Annotated in this window: 19 protein-coding genes; 11 read left to right on the forward strand and 8 right to left on the reverse strand. The window is 47.0% G+C overall.

What is annotated here, in order from left to right; all coding sequences use genetic code 11:
- Positions 1-9: 9 nt before the first annotated feature.
- Positions 10-1,323 (reverse strand): class II D-tagatose-bisphosphate aldolase, non-catalytic subunit, encoded by a 1,314-nt coding sequence (locus tag QBE54_RS07750; RefSeq protein WP_369017624.1) that lies wholly within the window; start codon positions 1,321-1,323, stop codon positions 10-12.
- A 215-nt stretch (positions 1,324-1,538) separates the two neighbouring features.
- Between QBE54_RS07750 and QBE54_RS07755 the strand changes: the two genes are divergently transcribed.
- On the forward strand, positions 1,539-2,000 hold the full coding sequence (locus tag QBE54_RS07755; protein WP_369017625.1) for a flavodoxin family protein: 462 nt from the start codon (positions 1,539-1,541) through the stop codon (positions 1,998-2,000).
- 70 nt (positions 2,001-2,070) lie between these two features.
- Here the strand turns inward: QBE54_RS07755 and QBE54_RS07760 are convergent, their stop codons facing one another.
- Complete coding sequence (locus QBE54_RS07760; protein WP_369017626.1) at positions 2,071-3,144, reverse strand: mannose-1-phosphate guanylyltransferase; 1,074 nt, start codon at positions 3,142-3,144, stop codon at positions 2,071-2,073.
- A gap of 122 nt (positions 3,145-3,266) precedes the next feature.
- On the opposite strand from QBE54_RS07760, the gene QBE54_RS07765 reads away from it, so the two are divergent.
- The 9 genes from QBE54_RS07765 to QBE54_RS07805 all read left to right on the forward strand — a co-directional run bounded on the left by QBE54_RS07765 (position 3,267) and on the right by QBE54_RS07805 (position 15,095).
- Entirely contained in the window at positions 3,267-4,412 is a 1,146-nt protein-coding gene (locus QBE54_RS07765) for an MFS transporter (protein ID WP_369017627.1), read from the forward strand.
- Positions 4,390-5,553, forward strand: coding sequence for an MFS transporter (locus tag QBE54_RS07770; RefSeq protein WP_369017628.1), 1,164 nt, complete (start codon positions 4,390-4,392; stop codon positions 5,551-5,553). Before QBE54_RS07765 ends, QBE54_RS07770 begins: the two co-directional genes overlap by 23 nt.
- 46 nt (positions 5,554-5,599) lie before the next feature.
- Positions 5,600-8,638 carry an HD domain-containing phosphohydrolase gene (locus QBE54_RS07775; RefSeq protein ID WP_369017629.1) on the forward strand — a complete coding sequence of 1,013 codons (3,039 nt, stop codon included), beginning with the start codon at positions 5,600-5,602 and terminating at the stop codon, positions 8,636-8,638.
- A 279-nt stretch (positions 8,639-8,917) separates the two neighbouring features.
- Positions 8,918-10,180: an ABC transporter substrate-binding protein gene (locus tag QBE54_RS07780; RefSeq protein ID WP_369017630.1), complete on the forward strand. Its 1,263-nt coding sequence runs from the start codon at positions 8,918-8,920 to the stop codon at positions 10,178-10,180.
- Positions 10,181-10,254: 74 nt separating this feature from the next.
- Positions 10,255-11,127: a carbohydrate ABC transporter permease gene (locus tag QBE54_RS07785; protein WP_369017631.1), complete on the forward strand. Its 873-nt coding sequence runs from the start codon at positions 10,255-10,257 to the stop codon at positions 11,125-11,127.
- 10 nt (positions 11,128-11,137) lie between these two features.
- Positions 11,138-11,986, forward strand: coding sequence for a carbohydrate ABC transporter permease (locus QBE54_RS07790; protein WP_369017632.1), 849 nt, complete (start codon positions 11,138-11,140; stop codon positions 11,984-11,986).
- A 155-nt stretch (positions 11,987-12,141) separates the two neighbouring features.
- Complete coding sequence (locus QBE54_RS07795) at positions 12,142-13,092, forward strand: dihydrodipicolinate synthase family protein (protein ID WP_369017633.1); 951 nt, start codon at positions 12,142-12,144, stop codon at positions 13,090-13,092.
- A gap of 209 nt (positions 13,093-13,301) precedes the next feature.
- Positions 13,302-14,231 (forward strand): Ldh family oxidoreductase, encoded by a 930-nt coding sequence (locus QBE54_RS07800; RefSeq protein ID WP_369017634.1) that lies wholly within the window; start codon positions 13,302-13,304, stop codon positions 14,229-14,231.
- 84 nt (positions 14,232-14,315) lie between these two features.
- Positions 14,316-15,095, forward strand: coding sequence for an IclR family transcriptional regulator (locus tag QBE54_RS07805; RefSeq protein ID WP_369017635.1), 780 nt, complete (start codon positions 14,316-14,318; stop codon positions 15,093-15,095).
- 25 nt (positions 15,096-15,120) lie between these two features.
- Here the strand turns inward: QBE54_RS07805 and QBE54_RS07810 are convergent, their stop codons facing one another.
- From QBE54_RS07810 to QBE54_RS07825, 4 genes are read right to left on the reverse strand one after another with little or no spacing between them, the layout of a single operon-like run.
- A complete protein-coding gene (locus QBE54_RS07810; protein ID WP_369017636.1) occupies positions 15,121-16,089 on the reverse strand; it encodes a phosphoglycerate dehydrogenase in 969 nt (322 codons plus the stop codon).
- A 36-nt stretch (positions 16,090-16,125) separates the two neighbouring features.
- The gene (locus QBE54_RS07815; RefSeq protein ID WP_369017637.1) at positions 16,126-16,977 is read right to left on the reverse strand and encodes a carbohydrate ABC transporter permease; all 852 of its coding nucleotides are present in this window, start codon (positions 16,975-16,977) and stop codon (positions 16,126-16,128) included.
- A 6-nt stretch (positions 16,978-16,983) separates the two neighbouring features.
- Positions 16,984-17,850 carry a carbohydrate ABC transporter permease gene (locus QBE54_RS07820; protein ID WP_369017638.1) on the reverse strand — a complete coding sequence of 289 codons (867 nt, stop codon included), beginning with the start codon at positions 17,848-17,850 and terminating at the stop codon, positions 16,984-16,986.
- A 57-nt stretch (positions 17,851-17,907) separates the two neighbouring features.
- Positions 17,908-19,350, reverse strand: coding sequence for an ABC transporter substrate-binding protein (locus QBE54_RS07825; RefSeq protein WP_369017639.1), 1,443 nt, complete (start codon positions 19,348-19,350; stop codon positions 17,908-17,910).
- A 291-nt stretch (positions 19,351-19,641) separates the two neighbouring features.
- Here QBE54_RS07825 and QBE54_RS07830 point away from each other — a divergent pair, with 291 nt between their 5' ends.
- Positions 19,642-20,355, forward strand: coding sequence for a protein-L-isoaspartate(D-aspartate) O-methyltransferase (locus QBE54_RS07830; RefSeq protein WP_369017640.1), 714 nt, complete (start codon positions 19,642-19,644; stop codon positions 20,353-20,355).
- Here the strand turns inward: QBE54_RS07830 and QBE54_RS07835 are convergent.
- The gene (locus QBE54_RS07835; protein WP_369017641.1) at positions 20,330-22,612 is read right to left on the reverse strand and encodes a hypothetical protein; all 2,283 of its coding nucleotides are present in this window, start codon (positions 22,610-22,612) and stop codon (positions 20,330-20,332) included. The genes QBE54_RS07830 and QBE54_RS07835 overlap by 26 nt on opposite strands.
- Before the next feature lie 95 nt (positions 22,613-22,707).
- Complete coding sequence (locus tag QBE54_RS07840; protein WP_369017642.1) at positions 22,708-23,019, reverse strand: SHOCT domain-containing protein; 312 nt, start codon at positions 23,017-23,019, stop codon at positions 22,708-22,710.
- Positions 23,020-23,058: the final 39 nt, after the last annotated feature.

A 23,058-nucleotide genomic window follows, 5' to 3' on the forward strand; every position in this document is an offset into this window, starting at 1 on the left:
CCATTCTATTTATTTTTGGGGTGAAACAGCATAAAAATAATCCTCAAGGGTCATGCCAATCCAGTCTTTTACCAGGTCCTCAGGGTCTTTACTCAGTAAACCGTCACGAACCTTGCGATATTGAAGTGGGAAAAACTGACTGAGCAGAGCAAGAGGCAGTTCCACAGAGCGCAGATTGGAAAACAAACGCTTCAGCGCTTCTTGCACCTCCGGATAAGCCCAGTAGTAGCGCACCCGATCGAAGAAACTATATTTCATCGCAAAACGCAACCGGCCTTCATCACCCTGATAGTACTTTTCCCAGTACTTGGGATGTTTGAGCATAACTTGCTCCACTACCCCAAAAAGCTCAGAAGGTTGCCACTCTCGATAAAGAGGTAAGAGTTCTTTCTCCATATTAGCCAGCATAAAAATCGCTTCCCGAGCGGAAAAAGTAAGAGCTGGACCAACTTTCAAAATGGCGACTCCGTCTTCAACCATTTCCCGAAGTGCTCGAGGGGGTTGGTAGTCCGTAGAATGACCCTCGAAACAGAGGTCGGGATACCTGGTGAGAGCCCGGCTCAACTCTTGAGCCTTTTCTCTGGAATAAACAAAAACTCGGGAATCATCAAACTCTACCCCTGGCTGTACCACCACTGCAATAACCCTTTCCCAGGCTTCAGCAAGGCCTTTTTGCAAAAAAGCCTCGCGGGTTGCTTCCACTGTCTGGCGAAAGTGAGCAGGCGAGGTAACCTCAGGAGGACCTTCCAGCTCAAAAGAACCTCCCGGCATGGGCACTTCACTCCCAATAACGTACCAGGGCTTTTCTCCACTTCCCTTCTCCCAGAACGCTCTCTCGGCAGCTTCAGCAAGGGTTGCTGTGCGCTCAGCAACTATCTCTATATCCAGGGGTTCACCAGGAGTTCTCTGATCATCACCAAGATACATGCTGGCATCCAGGTGAATTTTGGTAAAACCTGCTCTCACATATTCTTCAACCATCTGGCAACCGAGAGCCATTGCTTCTTCAGATGGTCGCTCTCTAAAGGGATTGGGGCCTAAGTGATCGCCGCCTAAGATAATATTCTCAAGCGGGAAATTCACCTTTTGAGCCAGGCGATACACAAAATCCCTAAAATTTCGAGGCTTCATACCGGTATATCCACCGAATTGGTTCACCTGATTGGAAGTGGACTCAATCAAAGCCGGCAAATTCGCCTTTCGGGAAAACTCAAGAGTAGCCTCAATAACCTGAGGATGAGCGCTGCACACCGAACAAATACCAACCTTCTCTCCCTTTTTGCGTAGCTCAATCATGGATTTAAAAAACTCTGCACCAGCCAATCCCCTGCTCCCTCCTCATCTGAGAAATGGACCTCTTCAGACGCTGTTATTTTTCCCTAATTATAGCGGAAAACAAAAAACTCAGGAGAGCATCTTTCTTTGAGGAGGGAGCCTGAGGTAAACTATGCTCTCCTGAGTTTACTCGATTATATTCAGCAAAAACTAAATTGGTTCCCACCAAAAGGTAAAATAATTTTTAAGAGGTGGATGAAAAGATGAAGGCGCTGATAATATACTTTTCTTTGCATCACGGTAACACAGAAAAAATAGCCCGAGCCATTGCCGAAACTCTGAAAGCAGAGTTGAAAACTCCTGATGAGGTAACTCCCCAGGAGCTTCTCCAGTATGACCTTCTCGGCTTTGGTTCCGGGATTTTCTTTGGCAAACACCATCGCAAAATCGTAGATTTCATTCAGAAACTTCCTCAAGTTCAGGGGAAAAATGCCCTGGTCTTTTCAACCAGCGGAATGGGCAGAAAAAGCTTTAATCAGCACCTTTCAAAACTCCTTGAAGAAAAAGGCTTCAACGTTGTGGGTAGCTTCGCCTGTCGAGGATACGACACCTATGGACCTCTTAAACTAATTGGAGGCATCAACAGGGGAAGGCCCAACCAAAAAGACCTGGAAGAAGCTAAAAAATTCGCCCGGGAAGTTGCGGAAAAAATAAAAAGTTCTTAGAAGAATTTCGGTTTTCCCAAAGCCAATTCAAGATAAGCTTTTCGGCTCGGCACCAGGAACTTCAGAAGGCCTAAAGCAGCCTTCTGAAGTCTTCATCTTCACTTTCCTCAAGCTTTTCAAGTACCTTTCTCACTTCCTGGTGTTTTTCGCGGGGCATCACAAAGATGACATCTTCGTCCTCAACGATCACCAGGTCACAAGTTCCCAGGGTAACCACAGGTTTTTTGGAGAAAACAGCACAACCCCTGCTATCAATGGGCAAATGCTTGCTAAAAGTCAGGTTGCCATTTTCGTCTTTTTCAAGCAGCTCAGCAAGCGCTGCCCAGGAGCCAACATCACTCCAGCCAAGGTCCGCGGGTATAACCACAGCCCGCTGGGTCTTTTCCATAACTCCATAGTCAATGGAAACGCTCTTCAAACCAGAAAATACCTCTCTTTTAACGTTTTCTTCTTTTGCTGTACCCAGATAACGGGCAATTTCCTGCAAACCTTGCCAGAGGTCCGGCATATACTGCTTTATTTCGTCAAGTATCACCCTACTTTTCCAGACAAACATACCACTATTCCAGAGGTAGGTACCCTCGGCAACGAATCGCCGAGCAGTTTCCAAGTCAGGCTTTTCGGTAAACTCCAAAACCTTATAGGCCTTGAGGCCGTCTTTTGTCCTGTACTCTCCATCAAAATGAATGTAACCATAACCAGTATGAGGATGGGAAGGTTTTATCCCCAGAGTAACCAGTCTATCTTCTTCAGCCAGCTCGAAGGCAAATTGCACCACCCGGCGAAATTCCTCTTCTTTCTCAATCAGGTGGTCTGCAGGGAGCACCACCATCACTTCTTCAGGATTTTCCTTCGCAAGGTACAATGCGGAAAGGCCAATGCAGGGAGCGGTATTTTTTCCCATAGGTTCAACAAAAATGTTTTTTTCAAGGAGATGGGGGACCTCTCTGCGAATCTCAGGAATATACTCTTCGGGCGTCACTACACATATGTTTTCCATGCCAACCAATGGTGCAATGCGCTCAACAGTGAGCTGGAAAAAAGTCTTCTCAAAAAAACGTGCAAACTGCTTGGGTCGAGATTTACGGCTGAGTGGCCAGAGTCTTTCTCCTTTCCCTCCTGCCATGATGAGTGCTTTGGGCACCACCATCACCTCCTTTGACTATATTTTACCAAATAAGTGCAAAGAAACAAGCCCCGAGGTGCTTTTCATAACGGCTATCCCGTGTTACACTTTTTGTCTAAGTGGCAAAGAAGGTGAAGTGAATGGGTCTGGTTTTTGCTTTTTTTCATTTCACAGTGGATTTTTTCAGTTCCTTTCTGCAGGCCCTGAGTCCTTACCTAATAGAGGTTTACCGGCTCACCCCCCGGGAAATAGCCGTATTTATAGCCGCTACCTCTTTACTTTCTTCGCTGTGTCAGCTCCTCTTTGCGCAGGCCCTGCATAAATTTCCCAACCAGAAGTTGCTTTTGCTGACAGCTCTTTCTACCCTTACCCTGGCACCAGTGCTTTTCGCTCTACACATATCTCTTACTCTGAGTATTCTTTCTTTTCTCCTCATCTTTATCGCCAATGCTCTTTTCCATCCCCTGGGAACCTCCTGGGCAGGTACCAGCAACCGCCAAAATGGCGTTGCCTTTTTCATATCTGGAGGCATAACCGGGGGAGCTGTGGGCCCGATTTTCATAACCTGGTTGGTCTCCACCCGGGGCTCCCTGGCCCTCGTTCCTTTCAGTCTTTCTGTCTGGCTGGTAACCATGATTCTTTTCGCCATTCTCTTCAAAAGAGAAAAGCATTTTCAGGTATTAGTGTCCCGGGAAGGATTGAACCTGAAATATTTTCGTCTCCTCTTTCCCATCTGGTTCATGGTGGGGTTACGCACCCTCTTTATGTCAGGGTTGCATACCTTCACCCCTATCTGGGTATCCAGTCTGGGTTTTAAGTTAGTGGTGGGAGGAAGCCTCCTTTCAGGAGGAGTGGTGCTGGGTATCTTGAGCAACCTCACCGGTAATTGCCTGCGCCACAAAATTGGCAACTGGTGGGTGAACTGGATCTCTTTTCTGGGAATGGGCACTTCTATTTTGCTCTTTGCAACTACCAGAAACCCCCTACTTATCTTCGCTTTTTACTTCCTGGCTGACGCTTTTGGCTTTTTGAGCATGAGCAGCAATGTTCAGGAAGCCCATCACCTGCTTCCCAATCACTTACCCCTGGCTTCATCGGTATCCATGGGCTTTGCCTGGTCATTCGGGTATCTGCTCCACCTGGGATACTCTTCAGTCTTTGGCAACCACCCCCAGTTTGTGCTCTACAGCATGGGCGTTGCTTCCCTTGTTTTTGCGCTCGTCATCTCCATATTCAAAGATTTTTTTGGAAAATTCAGCCCCTATGTCCAGGTCTCACAATCTTGAAATTATAACCTTTGCTCTGATTGGCTTTGTAAGTTCTTTTAACTTCGCAACCAACTCAACTCTCTTCTCGCTTTTTGCGCAAAAACTGAATTTTTCACCTCAGCAAACTGGAATATTGCTGGGCATCCTCACCGCAGGCTCCATGGTCGGAGCGCCGCTTTTGGGCAAGCTGGTTGACCGCACTGGAAAAAGAAAGCTCATCCTGGTACTTGGAATGCTGGGACAGGGTATACTCGTTCTTCTGACTCCCTTCACTGGCAGCTTCTGGTTGCTTGCCCTAATGCGTTTCCTGCTTGGCGTCTCAATAGTGGTTCAGGCACCAGTCCTCAACGAACTGATAGTCAACCTGGAAGATTCTCAGCTCCGGGAACGCTCGCTCACTTTTTTGAGTATTGCAAGAAGTATTGGTTTTTCGGTGGGCTGCATGGCAAGTGGTATTTTGATGGATTTCAGCGTCGCCTGGAATTTTTATTTTTCAGCATTTCTCGCCTTGGGTACCACCATTCCAGCCGTCAAATTTATCAGGAAAGTAGATACAGTACATCCCTCCTCAGGGGAATTCCCGGGTCTAAAATGGCTTTTTGAAAAGCGCGTTCTTGCCCATTACTTATCAGCCATGCTGCGGGCTACAGCCGTTATGGGAGCACTCTTTTTCCTGCCTCTTTTCTGGCAAAGCACCAACCAGAGTGCCACCTCAAGCGGTACCATCATTGGGCTGGCCAACTTTTTTCAAATACTCCTTTTCCCCATAGCCAGCCGCATCTGCTCTCGCTTCCCGGAGCGGTCGTTTTCAATAGCCCTTCTGGGCTACAGCATGAGTATTGTCCCCTTCTATATTTTCCCCTTTTTACGAGGCTGGACAGCGCTTTTACCTCAGACCATAATGAGTATGAGCTTTGTCTTTTTCTACATTGGTGCCCTCTTTTCCATTCGGGAACTGGTACCCAGACCACGTCAAGCCGAGGCCATGGGTTGGCTGGAAACTTTCATCAACCTGGGTGGCGCAGTGGGACCGGTGGTCTTTGCGAGCTTCCTGGCTTTGAATGGCAACCATTTTCCCCGTACTATACTGCTTTCTTCCATTTTTCCCATCCTGGCTTTTGCGCTCTTTGTATTAGCCAGACCATCCAAAAAGAGCTAAATACAACACGTCACAATGCTATAATAAATAAAAAAAGAGGGAAACCGTGGTTTCACCAGGAAAGAACTATTCATTTTCGGTTTGCCTGCATCTTTGCCGGCTGGAAGAGAATGATTACCAGATCCAAGATCTGGACCCGTCAATTGAAAGATTATTTTCTCTACCTGGCAACCAGTTGAAAGGTTGTAAACTGAGCGACTTACTTGTTACGTCGCAATCCAATCCGCTCTTCAATCCTCTTTTCTGGGAAAAGGTGAAACAACACACCCCGTGCGGTGCCTTTGACTGGTTTTTCGACCCTCCAGGTCGCCTGTTCCAGGCATTCGTGAGTCAACACCACAATGAGCTATGCCTTCTTTTAAGCGAGTTACCCCGAGAAGCAGAACACATCACTTTCTTTCAGAACTTGATTGATAAGAACACCCTCTACATTTTTTACCGCTATCGCCTATTTCCCCAGCCTGGCTTTGAATACGTTAGTCCCTCAGTAACCGCAGTAACCGGTTACACACCTGAAGAGTGCTACCGGAACCCCGAACTGTTCTTCGCGTTCATTCACCCCGAAGACCGCCAGGTCCTCACGAAGTTGCTTCAGGAAGGAAAAGGTTTTGGGAAACCATTGACTCTGCGCTGGCAACGTAAAAGCGGAGAAATTTTCTGGGTCGAGCAACTGAACATTCCCGTATACGACTCAGAGGGAAACCGAATTGCCATCGAAGGTATCGCCCGGGATATTACTGGTTACAAAAAGGAGCAAGAAGAACTGCTCCAGAAAAGCCGGGAATTGGAATGGCTCTTGAAAAGCATGATCAACGCCTTTGTCATCCACGAGCCGGTGTTCAACCAGGAAGGCCGTCTGGTGGACTTCCGGATTGTTTATGTCAACGAGGCATACGAAAAAATGCTGGGGTTGAAGCTTGAAGCAATACGAGGAAAAACCGCCCGCGAACTCTGGCCGGGAATGGAAGAAGAATGGTTCAAGAAACACGAAAAAGCCATTTTGACCGGTATTCCCCAATCTTTTGAACTGTATCACTCCCCAACCGGCAGATATTACCGCTGTCACATCTATTCTCCTTGGAATACCAGGGAACGCTACTGCGTGGTCTTTGACGATATAACCGAGCGTAAACTGGCTGAGCAACGTGAAGCGTATCTCAAAAGAATGCTCCTGGCTATTCGCAACGTTAACCAGCTCATTACCCAGGAAGAAGACCCGCAGCGACTAATCGAAAAAGCCTGCTACCGGCTGGTGGAAACCATGAGCATGCAAAGTGCCCTGATAGCGCTCTTTGACAAAAACCAGGAAATTGTTGATTTTGCCTTCTGCAATGCCCGAAGAAGGCAGGAAAAGCCGCACAAAAGAACCGTGCAAGAGTGGATTTCAGGGCATATAGACTTCCTCCTTGCTCAAAACAGCACTTTAATTGTAACCCCTACCCTGGACGCGGGAGAAACCAAACTCCTTAGCGTGAAAGAAAACCATTCGCTTATCGCAGGCAAAATTGCTTTCAAAAACCAGATATATGGGATTCTACTGACTGCAGTGCCTACAGCATATGCCCGAGACGAAGAACTGCTGGACCTTCTGAAAGAACTTCTAACAGACCTTGGCTTTGCCATGCACAAAATAGAGAACCAGAAAGCCTTGCAGGAAGTGCAAAGGCGGTATCAGCTTCTCGCTGACAACATGCCGGGCATTGTGTATCTTTGCCTCAACGACGAAGCCTGGACCATGGTGTACCTCAACGACCATATCGAAAAAATCACTGGTTATCCCAAAGAAGAATTTCTGAGTGGAAGATTGTCCTACGCCGAGCTATGCCACCCCGAAGACCTGGAGCCGCTTCGAAAGACCATCAACGAAGCCCTGAAAGAGCGCAAGTCTTTTCATGCCATATACAGATTGCGTAACCGCCAGGGCGAATACCGCTTCGTGGAAGAATTCGGAGGTGGAATCTGGGAAAAAGGAGAATTGCTTTACCTTGAAGGATTCATTCAAGACATTACGGAACGGAAACAATACGAAGAGAGAATTCACTACCTTTTTTCTCATGACCCCCTGACCGGTCTTTATAACCGCACTTTCCTGGAAGAAGAGATAAAACGTCTGGAAGAAAACCAGGAATTTCCTCTGGGTATTCTGCTTTTTGACATCAATGGATTGAAGCTCATCAACGACGCGCTGGGACAAAAAGAGGGCAACCGCATGTTGCAGAACCTCGCCCGAGCCCTCCGTGAAACCTGCCCTCAGGAAGCACTGGTTGGGCGCTGGAGCGGAGATGAATTCATGGTCATTCTACCTCGTACCCGGGAAGAAAAAATTTTGAAGTTGGCCCAGGAAATCAGCCTGCGTTGCAACCAGGAAAGCCAGGAAAAAATGCCTCTGAGTGTAAGTTACGGTTGGTCGATAAAAACCAGCTCTAAACAACCCCTGGATCGGGTTATTAACCAGGCCGTGGAGCGGATGCACCGCCGAAAACTGACCGAAAACCGCAGCGCTCGCTCGGCAATCATTGCCTCTCTGGAACAATCGCTCCAGGAAACCACCCAGGAAACGCAGAAACACGCCAGCCGCATTGCTCGCCTGGTATCCCGAATAGGCCGGAAACTGGGGCTTAAAGAAGACGAGTTGACCAGTCTGGAACTCCTTGCCCGCCTGCACGACCTGGGCAAAATCGCCATACCACTCCATATTCTTAACAAACCAGGACCCCTTACAGCTGAAGAGTGGAAAATAGTCAAAAAGCATCCCGAGGTCGGTTACCGCATTGCCCAGTCTTCACCCGACATTCTGCCTATTGCCGAAGCCATTCTGGCTCATCACGAGCGCTGGGACGGCAAGGGCTATCCCCAGGGGCTCAAGGGCGAACAAATCCCCCTGATAGCTCGCATACTGGCAGTGGTAGATGCCTATGATGTGATGATTCAGGGACGTCCTTACAAAAAAGCTATGCAACAGGAAGAGGCTATCGAGGAACTCAAAAGGTGTTCTGGCACTCAATTTGATCCCCGGGTGGTTGAGGTCTTGGTGAAGATCCTTGAAGAGGATTCTGGCCAAGCAAGCCAAGAAGAAATATCGTAAAGCCGTTCACCCGGTCCTCAAGACTTTTTTGAACGAGGCACTTTATTTTACGTCCAATCTCGCTTAGTCAGCAATTCCATTTAGCTTTCGCCACATTTATGGATAAAAGCAACCGCTCTGTTGACAGAAAGTCCAAAAAGCAATATCATTATTAAGTGATAATTTATAATCACATTGTGATGAATAAACCGCGTCCGAAGCAAACCAGGGTGTATTCCGGTCATCTCAGAAAGTTGCAAAAAGAGATGACTTCATTAAATAAAAAGAGGGGGGTTTAGCATGATCAAAAAGGTTTTGCTTTTGGGTCTACTGGTTTTGCTGGTCACGGCTTTTACCGTGAATTCGGTCTTTGCTCAGTCCAGAGAATTAACGATTCTGACCTGGGCACACTTTGTAGCAAGTTCAGACGAATTCCTGGAAAAATTAGCCCAGGAATTTGGCCAACAGAAAGGAATAACCGTAAGGGTTGATACCGTTTCTTTAAACGATGTTTCCTCGAAGCTTGCAGCTGAAGCGACCTCCGGGGCTGGCCACGATATCGTTCTTTTAATGAACTATTCCACGGCTCTCTACAAAGATCATCTCATTCCCCTAAATGATGTCCTGGTCGAAATCGAGGAAAAATACGGACCTTACCAGCCAGCCGCAGAAGAAGCTTCAAAAATTGGAAATGACTGGTACTCTGTACCCTGCTATTACACGCCATCACCCGGTGTTTACCGGAAAGATTACTTTAAAGAGGCCGGGGTACAGCCACCAGATACCTGGGAAGACCTGTTAAGCGCAGCAGAAAAACTATACCAGATCGGACACCCCGTCGGCTTACCAATAAGTCACTGCGGCGACTCTAATGACTGGCTTTTCCAGGTCCTGGCTGCTTTTGGTGCTCATGCCGTAGACCAAAACGGTAAGGTAACCATTAACTCTGACCAGACAAAAGAAGCAATCAATTACGTGAAAAATCTTTTCAAATACATGCCTCAAGACGTCCTGTCCTGGGACGGCGCAGGAAACAACCGATGGATTCTTTCCGAAGTTGGTTCCTACATAATCAATTCTCTGAGTGTCGTGGTAGCTGCAAGGAATGAATTTCCACAAATCTTTGAAAATCTAGGTCTGGTGTTGCCACCCCGGGGCACTCAGGGGCGCTATTCAACCACCAGCCTGTATGCCTACGGTGTCACCAAATGGTCTCCAAACCAAGAACTAGCCAAAGAATTTCTTTTGTTCCTCTTGGAAAAAGCAAACTTCAAAGGCTGGGTGGAAGCCAGCGGAGGCTACAACATGCCTCTTTTCAAGGACCTGACCCCCTTTGAAGATCTGAATTCTTGGAAAAATTATCCTGACATTGACGTGGTATTTAAAGTTGGCGACTTCTATCATCTGGCCCTCTGGCCTGCTCCAGCTGGTGGAAAAGCCCAGCTCACCTACGATTCCTACATAATCCCGGATATGTTTGCCTATGCGGTAACTGAACAGATGACTGTAGAGGAAGCAATTCAGTGGGCGGAAAAACAACTTGAAGAAATATGGCTCAAATAAGAAGAAAATGAGCCTTGTGTTTACAAACCAGCAGATAGGGATACCCCTATCTGCTGGTTTACTCAAGTAAAGCCATGAAAATTCGACAAAGAGAAGGGTTAGTTGCTTACACCTTTTTGCTCCCTGCTTTAGCAATTGTTCTGAGCATGGTGGCTTTGCCTCTTGTGATGTCTCTCTACCTTTGTTTCACCGACACCCGTATTGATAGGCCAGGTAAGTTTATCGGCATAGAAAACTTTCGCTTTCTCTGGCAAAGCGACGTTTTCTGGACCACAGTTTACAACTCCATCCTGTTCACCTTTGCATCGGTGGTCCTTAAGTTGCTTATAGGCCTTGGTGTGGCTCTTCTCCTTTTTCAACCCCAATTTAAGAACAAATGGATAAGAGCCATCGTTCTTTTGCCCTGGGTTATACCCTCGGTTTTTGGTATCCTGGGATGGCTATGGATATTGGACCCTCTTTACGGGTCGCTTAACTGGATACTGACCCATCTGGGTCTCTCTAAGATACCATGGCTGGCTTCGCCCTTCTGGGCAAGATTTTCAGTGATCCTGGTAAACACCTGGCGAGGTGTTCCCTTTTTCGCTATAGGCCTTCTGGGAGGGCTGGTAGGCATTCCCAAAGAAATTTACGAAGCAGCGGAGGTGGACGGAGCAAGCCCCCTCAAAAAGTTTTGGGCAATAACCCTTCCCCTCCTGAAACCTCCCTTGCTCGTGATAACGCTTTTTTCGATAGTCATGACCATTTCAGACTTCAGCATCGTCTACATCCTTACCCGGGGAGGGCCTGTGAACGCCACTCAGGTCTTTGCTACCTTAGCTTACCAGTACGGTCTAAGCGGGGGGAAACTGGGGATGGGTGCGGCAATTTCTTTGTTCATGTTTCCCTTCCTACTTGTTTCAGCGGCGATTATGCTGGGAATTATAAGCAAAGGAGAAACTTATTGAGGATATAACCATGCGGAAGCAAAGCCGAAAAAAATACAAGTTAAACAGAATGCTTGCTCTCTCGTTACTCGTTGTGGTGCTGATCTTTGTGCTTTATCCCTTTTATTGCATGATTTTAAGCTCTTTTAAAACCACTCGTGAGCTGTACAACATACGTTCCAATCCACTGTGGGTCTCAAAACCCACCTTAGAAAATTATCTACACCTTTTTACCAAAACCAATTACCTCAAGTGGTACTTCAACTCGGCACTGGTGGCGGCAGTAACCACCAGCATATCCATATTTTCAAGCGTTCTGGCAGCCTATGCCCTGTCTCGCTTACGATTCAGGGGGGCAAAGCCCATGGGGACAGGCATATTTGTGGTGTACCTGATACCACAAACTCTGCTGTTCATTCCCCTTGCCAAGGTCGTGAACTCTCTCGGAGTAGCTAATTCTCTCTGGTCTTTGATACTCACCTATCCAACCTTCCAGATACCCTTCAGCACCTGGTTGCTCATGGGCTATTTCCGCAATCTACCCAGAGAAATAGAAGATGCGGCCATGGTTGATGGTGCCTCTCGGCTTCGGATTCTCTGGGGTGTCGTTTTCCCCATGTCCTTGCCAGCAGTGGTAACCGTAACCCTTTTCTGCTTCACTCTTTCCTGGGGAGAGCTAATATACGCCCTGGCTTTCATTTCCGACTCCCTGAAGCAAACCCTGAGCATAGGCACCACAACTGAGCTTATCAGGGGAGACATGTTTTTCTGGGGACCCTTAATGGCCGGAGGATTACTCGCTGCGATACCGGTGGTACTCACCTTTTCTCTGCTGGTAGATTACTACGTCTCTGGTCTGGCAGCAGGAGGTATAAAATGATTTTTACCGGGATAAGCAAACCATGCGTTTACCAGAAACCCAAAGAAGCCGCAAAACGAAAAGGATACCACCCCACTTGACAAGTCAGATAATAAGGTCTATTATTTTCACAAAGTGATGTTATGTTATCAAAATACGATAAAGGAGGACCGGCTATGCAAAGTTTTGATGAATTAAGAGAAAACATCAAGGGAGTCGTAGTGGTAATGACCACACCTTTCAAAGACAACTACGAAGTGGACGAAGAAGGAGTGCGCAAGTTAACCAGATTCCTCATCGAAAGCGGCATCAAGAAGGGAACCGGAGTGCTGGTACCAACTGGAAGCACAGGCGAATGCCCCATGCTCAGCGATGAAGAGCGGGCAAGAATTTTTAAAATAGTTAAAGAAGAAGCCGGAGATGCGGTACCTGTTCTCGGGGGATGCAATCATACCGACACGCGAACGGTTATCAAACTGGTCAAATATGCCGAAGAAGCCGGGCTTGACGGCGTTATGATCAGCCCACCCTATTATTGGAAACCCAACGAAGAAATCATTCTCACCCACTACAAAGCAATAGCCCGAGAAAGCAAAATGGGTATCATGGTTTACAACAACTGGTTCGCCTCCCAGTGGGACATTCCAGTAGAAACCTTGGCAAAACTGGTCGATGAAGTACCCAACATAGTGGCCCTCAAAGAAAATACCCCTTACATCGAAAAATTCTGGAAAGTGGTTAACGCCATCGGAGACAAAATCTCAGTTATCAATGGTTCAGGAGAACCTCACGAACCATACACAGCCCTCATGGGAGCCAGGGGATTCGTTACTGGAGAAGCCTGCATTATCCCCCAAACCTGTGTGGCCATCTACCAAGCGGAAATCCAGAAAGATTATGAAAAAGTCAAAGACATACTGCTTAAGGCTAAACCTCTGCTTGACTTCTTCTTTGCTGGAGAGCATGGCGCCTCTTATCTCATAAGAATAAAGGCTGCAATGAATCTGGTGGGGTTACCCGGTGGCATTCCCAGACTGCCGCTTCTTCCTGCCAGTGAAGAAATCAAACAACAGGCTAAGAAACTTCTGGATGAATACCCCTTGCCTGAACCATGGAATAAAAAGTGAATCCTATCAAGCAAAAATGTGCGATACTTTCCGCGCAAGCTGGGGAGCCACATCGGCTCCCCTATTTGCTACTCTATCTTTATATAGAGAAGGTTGAAAAATGGAAGCCATCATAGTTAAGGCGAAAGCGCTGAGCGATTATGCCCAATGCGTTCTTATAAAAGCAGGCCTGAAAAAAAGAGGATGCCTGCATAGTCGCTGATACCTTGGTGGAAGCAAACCTGCGTGGCGTGGACACCCACGGTATTGTCAGGTTGCCTCTCTACTACTTAAAGAGGATTAAAAAGGGGCTCATCAATACCGACCCTGATTACCGGGTCATCAAAAAGTCTCACAGTACTGCAGTGGTCGATGCAGACGATGGACCAGGACAGGTGGCCACTCTGGGAGCGATGGAACTGGCCATGGAAATGGCTAAACACAGCGGAATAGGATTAGTAACCATTAAAAACAGCAGTCACTTTGGTATGGCAGCCTACTTTGCGATGAAAGCTCTGGAAAAAGACATGATAGGCATAGCCATGACCCATGCAGATTCCCGGGTAGCTCCTTTTGGAGCCAGAAAAGCCTACCTGGGAACCAATCCTCTGGCCATTGCAATACCCGCTGAAAAACATTTTCCAATAGTACTCGATATGGCAACCAGCGTGACTTCAATGGGTAGCATAATACTTGCAGCCATGGAGGAGAGAGAAATACCAGAAGGTTTAGCTATCGATGAAAATGGTCATGCAACTACTGACCCCAAAAGAGTCGCCGCCTTGCTTCCTGTCGGTGGACCTAAAGGTTCCGGTTTAGCAATTATCATTGACATTCTGTGCGGTATCCTTACCGAGTCAAACTTTGGTAATCACATCCACCGGGGAGACGATTTCTCCAAACCTGAAAAACTGGGACATCTTGTAGGAGCAATCAACGTTGCTTCTTTCTGTGACCCAGCAAAGTTTAAACACAGAGTAGACCAAATGATATCCGAAATAAAAAGTCTTCCTCCCGCTCCAGGATTTGATGAAATTCTGCTACCCGGCGAAAGAGAATTCAAAACAAAAGAAGAGCGCCTGAAAAAGGGCATTCCAATCCCTCAAGAATTCTTTGAAAAACTACAGAGGCTCGAAGGTTGTTATCTGGAAACAGATTAGCATTTCCCCACAGTGTAGTATAATAACTGGCGGGTTATTGTTTTTCATCCAGAGTTTGAGTTCTATCACAAAAGAGAGGATATGATGCGTAACTCAAGAAAAAATGACACCTTAAAATCGGTGGAAAGAGCACTTCAAATACTGGAAGCTTTTACTCTGGACCATAATGAACTGAGCGCTGCAGAAATCGCTCAGAAAACCGCCCTTCCCAAAGGAAGTATCTATCGCTTTTTAAAAATACTGCTCAACAAGGGTTTCCTGGTTCGTGATTTCCGGAGCGGCAAATACCGACTGGGAATCAAGGTCTTCGAGCTGGGGAGCATTGTCTGGAAGGGTATGAGCTTGAGGCAAGTGGCTCTGCCCCTCATGGAAGAGCTCTCCCGCTGGAGCGGAGAAACAGTACACCTTGGAGTCCGGGATGGACATGAGGTAGTGTCTATAGAGGGTGCAGAAAGCGACCAATCCTTGCGAATAGCCCTCCCGGTTGGCAAAAGAGTTTGTCTCCATTCAACAGGTATTGGTAAGGCTATTCTTGCTTTCCTGAGTGATGAAGAAATTGAAGAAATAATTGAGAAGAAGGGGCTTCCAGTTTTCACACCCAATACCATAAGCACCAAAGAAGCACTGTGGAAGGAAATCAAAACCATCAGAGAAAGGGGATACGCAGTAGATAACGAAGAAAATGAACCTGGTATACGCTGTGTTGCTGCTCCAATAAGAGATTACTCAGGCAAGGTTATTGCCTCCATGAGCATTTCCGGACCCTCTATGAGAATTACCGACGAAAAAATCCCCCTTTTTGCTCAGAAAGTTATAGAAACCTGCAAAAAGGTCTCCCGTAGCCTTGGCTACGTAGGAAGCTAAGAGTATGGCTACGAGAACGTGAGCATCAAATAACTCCATTCACCACATAAAGCGGTCTTTCTCCTCGCTTAACCCGCAAGCAGTTTTCAATCACCACTTCGCCCAACCTCTCCAGAGCTTCCACTGTGCTCCCTCCAATGTGAGGAGTTAAAACCACATTATCGAACTCAAGAATTCTGTCCCCCTCAGGTAGTGGCTCTCTGTAAAAAACATCCAGAGCCACTCCAGCAATACGTTTTCTCTGCAAGGCAGCGATGAGAGCAGCGTGATCCACCAGTCCACCGCGAGAAGTGTTCACAAGATAAGCTCCGGGCTTCATAAGCTCAAACTCTCGCTCAGATATAAAGTTCTGAGTCCTCTCAGTAAGCGGCATGTGAATGGTAACTATATCTGAGACTTGCAACAACTCTTCTTTGGAAACCAGCCTTACGTCGTGCCTTTTCGCAAAATCCAGGTTGGGTTGAATATCAAAGGCGATAACTTTCATACCATGAGCACGGGCTCTGAGCGCCACGGCTTTCCCAATGGCACCCAATCCCAAAATGCCCAGTACCTTGCCGGCAAGTTCCCGCCCGAGCCAGAAACGCCATACACCTTTTCTCAAAAAGGCATCAGCCTTCACTATATTTCTCAGCAAAGCTATGATGAGCCCTATGGTGAGGTCTGCCACCGAATCGGCATTGGCTCCTGGAATGTTGGCAACATAAATCCCCCACCTGGCGGCTGCTTCGCAATCCACATTTTCGTATCCAGCCCCAAAACGTTGAATCAGCTTCAGTTGCGTAACTCCCTCAAGATCGGAAGCAACAACCTTTTCAACACCTCCGGTAACATAAACGTGAGAGCCAGCAAGTAGCGACCTTTTCTTCTCCTGAGTGATTGGACCCTCAGAAAGCACAACTTCAACTTCAAAGCCCTCTTTTTCTAACCTATTCTTCATTCCCTCCACAAAACGAATGAATGACTCCGGGAAAACCAGGGCAACTTTATACATTTCGTCCTCCTTCCCTTCTTACAGGGTGAAATCCTGCTAAGTTTTTAAAGCTCCTTCTGTCAATCCTTCAACAATGTATCTTTGGGCAATGATGAAAAATATCATCCCGGGCAGTATTGCAAAAACACCACTCGCACATATAGAACCCCACTGAATGCCTTCGTCAGACACAAAACGGAAGATTCCCAGAGTGATGGGATAAAGTTCCGGGGAATTAAGGCAAAGAAGAGGGAACATGAATTCGTTCCAGGACCACAGAAAAGAAATGATTGCTACCGCTCCTACTCCAGGGGCTACAACCGGTAGCACAACTCGAATTAAAGCCTGAAGCCTGGTAGCGCCATCAATTTCTGCTGCATCGAGCAACTCCCGGGGAAAAGCTCCAAAAATCCCTCTCAGCATCCAGATAGAAAGAGGATAAACCAGGACCACCAGAAAAGATATAACCCCAGGTCGAGAATTCACCAAACCCAACCTGGTCAGCATAATTAAAAAAGGCAGCCAGAGGCTCTGAGGAGGTATGATTCTGGTAGCAAAAAAGGTAAAAGCTATCTTTTCACTACCGCGATAAGGATACATCACCAGACCATAGGTGGTCAAAACACCCACCACCAGCACAAAGGCGGTTACCACCAGAGCGTATATAACAGAATTAAGAATGTTTAAAGGGATAGGGCTATTCAAGATAACCTTCACATAGTTATACAAAGTCCAGTCCTTTGGAAAAAGCGTGGGCGGCCAGGTGAAAATTTCACCTACAGACTTAAAAGAAGTTATGACTGTCCAGTATAAAGGAAAAAGCAAAATGGAACAGCCGATAATCAAAACTATATAGGGCGTCGCTTTCCACCTTATTGCTGCATCAATCTTTTCTCTAATCCAGCCCACCCCGGATTACCCCCTTTTCACGAAAACAAAATACAGCACGGGTCCTATGACCAGAGCCACAGTTATAAACATCAAAACACTTATTGCTGCACCGTGGCCGAAATTGAGATAAGAGTAAATAGTCCGCATTAAATAAAGACCAGCATGAAAGGTAGCTTTGCCGGGTCCTCCCTTGGTAAGCGCGTAAATAAGGTCTGGAGTCCTAAAGGTAAACATCCACACTATGAAAAAGGCTATCAGCATTTGCTTTTCAACGAGAGGTAGTGTAACATACCTGAACTTCTGTAGCTCGTCAGCACCGTCTATCGACGCTGCTTCATAAACTTCAGCCGGAACACTCTCCATGCCAGCGTGAATCAAAACCGTCATGAAAGGCACATACACATAGGCCGTACCAACCATCGCCGTGGCCAGAGCCCAGGTGGGGTGATACAGAAAAGCAATATTGTCAGAAACAATTCCCAAAAGGCGCAAAACATAGTTCACAATACCAATTTGGCCATCAAACATCCACTTGAAAACGATTCCGGAAAGCACCAAAGGCACAGACCAGGGAAGGATAACCAGCGTCCTGAAAAAAGCCCTCAATCGTTTGATTCTACGCAGAGACTCTGCCATAACCAGAGACACCAGAAAGGCCAACCCTGATGAACCCACGCTGTAGTAAAAAGCAACTCGCCAGCCAATCTTGAAGTCTCGAGAGGAAATAACCCGTAGATAGTTGCTAAATCCAACATATCCTCCCATGGTATATTTGTACTTCATCAGGCTAACCACAAAGTTGTAAGCCAGGGGGTAAGCTATAAAAGCAAGAAGCACTATCAAGCCCGGAACCGAACACAGAATACCAAAAGTGCTGTTTTTTAGCCGCATTTCTCCCACCAGAAAATAAGTTGTGGGAGGTTATTGCGTCTCCCACAACTTATGCGCTTACTGTAAAGTCTCATCAGCTTTTTCTTGTACCATCTGGAGAGCTTCATCAACCGTAATTTCGCCCTGGATAGCTTGAGCGAGAACTTCCACAAAAACATCCGCGATTTCGTTAAATCCGGGTGGATAAATTTCAAAGGCGGCTTTCAGAGCAGCTTCACGACGCCCTTCAAATCCTGGAATATCGGCTGTGCTGTCTACAGGCGTGGGAGCAGTAATGCCGAGTTCTTCCGCAGCCCGTTTTGCCAAATTCCAATCTACCTTCTTAATCTCCTCCTCGGCATTCTCCCAGAGGTACAACAACCCTGAATCATTACCTTCTACAAATAGCTCATTGCGCTGAGCCTCAAGGCTTCGTAGATAATCACCAAAGAGCTTCAAAGCAGCCTTGTAATTGTCAGCTATAGCACTATTAATTACCATGGAGTTACAACCAACCGTGCCTTTACCAGCATGTTCATCAGGGGTATCTGGAGCCCACTTTGGAGGAGCTATGGCGCCGAAGTCAGTCCCAACTTCGGGAGATACCTTGAACCCATAAGCAGTTCCTGAAGATAACCCCAGCACAAATCCTGCTTTTCCGGTCGAGAAGAAGTCCCCAGCTCCAGCAAAATTCCAGGTAATTGATTCAGGCGGAGCAAGTCCCTTCTTGATAATCTCAACCAGCCAGGAAAGAGCATTTTTGGCTTCAGGACTGTCAAAATGGTACCTTCCATTTTCAAACATTAGGCGTCCCTGAGAGTATACAAGAGGCAAGAAAGTTTCAAAAATATCGGGATTGGTTCCGGTGAAAATCAACGGATAGTAACCTTCAGGCTTCACCTCACGGAGTTTTTCGCCAATCTGGGTAAGTTCAGCAAAAGAAGAAGGTAGTCCTGCCCCAATTTCTTCAAGCCAGCTCTTGCGGTAGAAAATGGGGTGACCAATATAAGTCATGGGCAAAAGGTAGTAATGGCCATCCCAGCCAAGATAATTGGCCATGTTCGGGTTGTAAAGAGCTTTCACTTCCTCTGGCCAGAAATCATCCACAGGGCTCAGCTTTCCTGTTGCGGCAAGAGTGGCAAGATCAAAGGTCGGATTGTTAGCAAGCACAGCATGCACCGAAGTGTCACCAGTAGTAAGTACTGTTAACCCCTTAGACAGCGCTTCTCCAGGTGTGGCTGGGATTGCTTCAACCTTTATCCCGGTTAGTTCTTCAAAGCGCAACATGTTCATGCAAGTAGCAATATCCCCTGCCAGTGAGCCAGAGTTAATAAACACAATTTTTTCTACGCCTTTTACAGCTTCCTTCCAGCCTTCAGGAAGGATATACTTATCCGCAAGCAACCTCTCAGGCCAGGGCTTGGGAGCATTCCAGTTGATCTGGCTCCAGGCCATTCCACAGAGCATCAACACTAAAGACACACCAATTAATGCCACCTTCCAGGTTTTTCCGAAAATCACTCTAAACCCTCCTCTCAAAAATTATTGAAACAAGCTCTGAAAAACAAGATACGCGGAACACGTCGAAGAAAAGCCACCACCTCCTCTGACTTTATCGTTGCCTAAACCCTTAACCTCTCCCAAACTTTTCTACATCATATAGTGATAATACTTTATCGCTTAGTAATAAGCACATAATTTCTATCCCAGCTTGTCAAGAGTCACTCAAACAGAAAGAGGCTAAGTCAAGAACTCTCCTCCCCCCTTTCCTTTCTTCCCAAAAATGTTCTATCCTGTAGAGGGTGAATGAGGATGAGAAAGGTTACGAGCATCATCTTCATCCTGGTAGGTTTTCTCTTTCTGCTGAGCCCAGAAGTGCTTGCCAAAGATAATTTCCAGGAAGCGCGTCTCCGCATGGTTCAGGAACAAATCGAGCAAAGAGGCATAACTGATCCGCTCGTGCTTTCTGCTCTGCGCAGCGTTCCTCGTCACGAATTTGTACCTGAAAACATGAAACCCTTTGCTTATGAGGATACACCGCTTCCCATTGGTTACGGTCAAACCATTTCTCAACCCTATATCGTAGCCCTGATGACTGAAAAAGCTGGAGTGAAACCTGGAAGTCGAGTGCTTGAAGTGGGTACTGGTTCTGGTTATCAAGCTGCGATACTTTGTGCCATGGGTTGTGAAGTATACAGTGTGGAAATCATCAAAGCCCTGGCAGAACGAGCTCGGGAAACACTGGAGCGGCTCGGCTACTCAGCAAAGGTTTTCTGGGGAGACGGCTATTTTGGCCTTAAAGAATTTGCTCCCTTTGATGCCATAATCGTCACCTGCAGCATAGACCACATACCTCCTCCCCTCATCGAGCAACTGAAAGAGGGAGGCAAAATGGTAATCCCAGTTGGCCCTCCCTGGAGCATCCAGAGCCTGCTTTTGGTTGAAAAAACCCCTGATGGCATTCGCACTCAGGACTTGGGAGCAGTGCGTTTTGTGCCTCTCACCCGGACACTGCGGGAAAAGTAGCTTTGCCTTTACCTATCGCCCACCAGAAGACAAGATACGCCAGAAAAGCCACGGCAAAAGCCCAACTCAGACCCCAGAAAACAACCAGGAGATGAGCAAGCAACGAAGAAACCACTGAAAAGAAACCGTTGTAGGCAAAAATCAGCGGGAAAAGAGAAGGATCAGTCCGGTGCACTTTTTGAGATAACCAAGGAAAGGGCATACCACTTGTAAAAGAAATTACAAAAAGGGGAACAAGAACCAGAAAAGGCAAAGTAAGCAATCCTTCTTTGAAAAATACCAACAGGAATAAACAGCCACCCAGGTTCAAAAGATGGGAAAGTGCAAATTTCCTGGTTTTTCCCCTCTCCAGTTGCAATTGCACCCAGGTACTTCCCGAACCCGAACCCACAAGAAGAACCAGAAGAAGCAGCGAAAAAGTATAAAGAGGAATACCCACAAAAAGCGAAAGAAGAACAAAAAGAGATATCTCGAGAAACATGAATCCCGTAGCTGTGCAAATGCTGGCTAAAATAAAAAGCTTCGCCTTTTCGGGAAGGTGTTTTTCTCTTTTTCTCCACAAAGGATAAAAAAGGGCAACCAGAGCAAAAACCACAACCATAAAAAGCACCACAAGCACCAGTAAAAAACCAGCACCCCCAAACGGCAACCAGCGTTTTCTCAGATTTTTCCAGGTTTCCCTGAGCTGCAAAAAGCGGAAAAAATTCCGAAAATAAGGACGTAAATCTGTGGCTGGCCTTATATCAAAAACGCTTCCCTCCTCTCCTTTAAAAAGCAACCCTTCCACCACCCGGGCATAGCGCTTACCAGTGTCAAAAACCCGCTCCATCTCTTCCAACTCGCCACCGGGGAAATACACCCAGTCAAAGCGATGCTTTTCCAGTTCTTCGGAAAGCAAGCTTACCTCACCCTTTGCCCAGCCTCCCTTTTTCAGCACCAGCAATGCAAAATCCAGGTTCTTAACCACCACTGAGTTACGAGCAAGCTCTTCCTTTCCATAGGCACTGTCGAGCAAGGAAACAAGCTTGGGAAGCAGTGAAGGCGGGTTCTGAAGGAAAAAGGAGAAAACCACCACTCCTCCTTCCCGGATGCGCTCGAGCAAGGATTTCACACCTTCTGCGGTGAACAAAAAGTCCTCAACAAAAGAAAAGCTACCCGGAAATACCGAGGCTCTTCCCACAGGAACCCTCACAAAAATGACATCATATGTTTCTTCACTGCGCTCCAGGAAATGCCGGGGAGAAGCAACCACCATCCGAGCAGGAAACGAAGGAACAAAATCATCAATAAATCTTGGGAAGGCGCGGGAAGCGGTTACCAGTGTAACCTCCTGCGCCCCAGCATGCCGGGAAACATAGACCTCAAGGCCTCCTCTCCCTTCAATAACCAGAACCTTCTCGTGCTTTCCACTCCGCAGAGGCAGGCCAAAAAGCAGCGCCTCGAGAAAATCATCAGCAACCTCCCGGGGGAAAAGCTCAAGCTGGTGATGATCAAAAACCAGCGCAAAAGCCGAAGGTGGAACACCCTGAAAGTGCGTGCTCAAACCAGAGCCCACCCGCATTGAAGGAACCGAAAAGACCTCGAGCACTTCAAAGGGATTGCGGTAAGTACGGAGTAAGGTGCTTTCTGGAATAAGCAACAAGCTCTTTGAGGGAAGGTAAGGAGAGAGACGCATACCAAGTGGTAAAAGTAAAAGACAAACCACCAGAGCGAAACAAAGCCACCTCCACCTGGATAGACCTCCCAGAAAACCCAAAAGGGCAAGGATGAGCAAAGCCTTGGCTTCACTGAGCACCGAAAGAAGTAAAAGGGCTAAAGCTACTCCACATGCAGAACCTAACAGATTCAAACCATAAAAGTGAGGAAAGCGCCGGGGAAAACGCTCAAAAGTAACCACCTGCAAAAGGCCGTGGGCCAGAAAAGGAAAAAGGGACAGAAGGATCAGGGAGCAAAGAGAAAGGAAATAATAGGGCTTTACAAAAAGCTCATACACATCGAAAGGCAAAAATACCAGAGCTGTCCAGAAAGAAATTACAAAACACCCGAAATAAAAAAGGACATCATTTTTGAACCAGTCTGGAAAGCGAGGAGCAAAGCTCCCGGCGATGCCGTATCCCAAAAGAGCCAAAGCCACCAAAAGCGAAACAAAATGATAGCCAAAAATAAAGGTGAATACCCGGAAGAGAATCGTTTCGAAAGCCAGAGCCCCTGAAGAAACCAGAAACAGCCCAAACGCCAGCCGCTTTTCTTCCTTCACCCTGCCCCACCTTCTTATGCTATTTTAGCGCAAGAAGGTGGGGGATTAAAATTCAACTTTCAAGAAACAAAGTAGTTACCTGAAGCCAAGCTTCTCTACCCCTCAAGTTCCTCTTTCATGCGTCGGTATTCCTCTTCGCTTATCTCACCGCGAGCATAACGCTTTCTTAAAATTTCCAGGGCTCCGTTTTTGTCGTCTCTGGCTCTTCCAGCACCCTCACTAAAAAAGCGAAACACCAAGTAAACAAGGAGCACGATTATCAGAAGGCCAATTAACATACCACCCCACCCCCAGCCCATAATAGCCCCGTAAATCGGGCAAAAACCACCATATTCAACATCTGCCAGAACAATACCGCCGAAAAACACCGAAAACAACCCGACCAGAACTGCCAGCCACTTATGCACTGCAAACGCTCCTTTCTATTCTCTACTTTTCCTATTTAG

Source organism: Thermatribacter velox (assembly GCF_038396615.1).
Taxonomy (GTDB): domain Bacteria; phylum Atribacterota; class Atribacteria; order Atribacterales; family Thermatribacteraceae; genus Thermatribacter; species Thermatribacter velox.

Bases quoted from the DNA above. Each gene is read 5' to 3' on its own strand.
- QBE54_RS07810 (WP_369017636.1), bottom strand. From the start codon at position 16,089: ATGTATAAAGTTGCCCTGGTTTTCCCGGAGTCATTCATTCGTTTTGTG.
- QBE54_RS07755 (WP_369017625.1), top strand. From the start codon at position 1,539: ATGAAGGCGCTGATAATATACTTTTCTTTGCATCACGGTAACACAGAA.
- QBE54_RS07765 (WP_369017627.1), top strand. From the start codon at position 3,267: ATGGGTCTGGTTTTTGCTTTTTTTCATTTCACAGTGGATTTTTTCAGT.
- QBE54_RS07785 (WP_369017631.1), top strand. From the start codon at position 10,255: ATGAAAATTCGACAAAGAGAAGGGTTAGTTGCTTACACCTTTTTGCTC.
- QBE54_RS07770 (WP_369017628.1), top strand. From the start codon at position 4,390: ATGTCCAGGTCTCACAATCTTGAAATTATAACCTTTGCTCTGATTGGC.
- QBE54_RS07830 (WP_369017640.1), top strand. From the start codon at position 19,642: ATGAGAAAGGTTACGAGCATCATCTTCATCCTGGTAGGTTTTCTCTTT.
- QBE54_RS07780 (WP_369017630.1), top strand. From the start codon at position 8,918: ATGATCAAAAAGGTTTTGCTTTTGGGTCTACTGGTTTTGCTGGTCACG.
- QBE54_RS07790 (WP_369017632.1), top strand. From the start codon at position 11,138: ATGCGGAAGCAAAGCCGAAAAAAATACAAGTTAAACAGAATGCTTGCT.
- QBE54_RS07795 (WP_369017633.1), top strand. From the start codon at position 12,142: ATGCAAAGTTTTGATGAATTAAGAGAAAACATCAAGGGAGTCGTAGTG.
- QBE54_RS07805 (WP_369017635.1), top strand. From the start codon at position 14,316: ATGCGTAACTCAAGAAAAAATGACACCTTAAAATCGGTGGAAAGAGCA.
- QBE54_RS07820 (WP_369017638.1), bottom strand. From the start codon at position 17,850: ATGCGGCTAAAAAACAGCACTTTTGGTATTCTGTGTTCGGTTCCGGGC.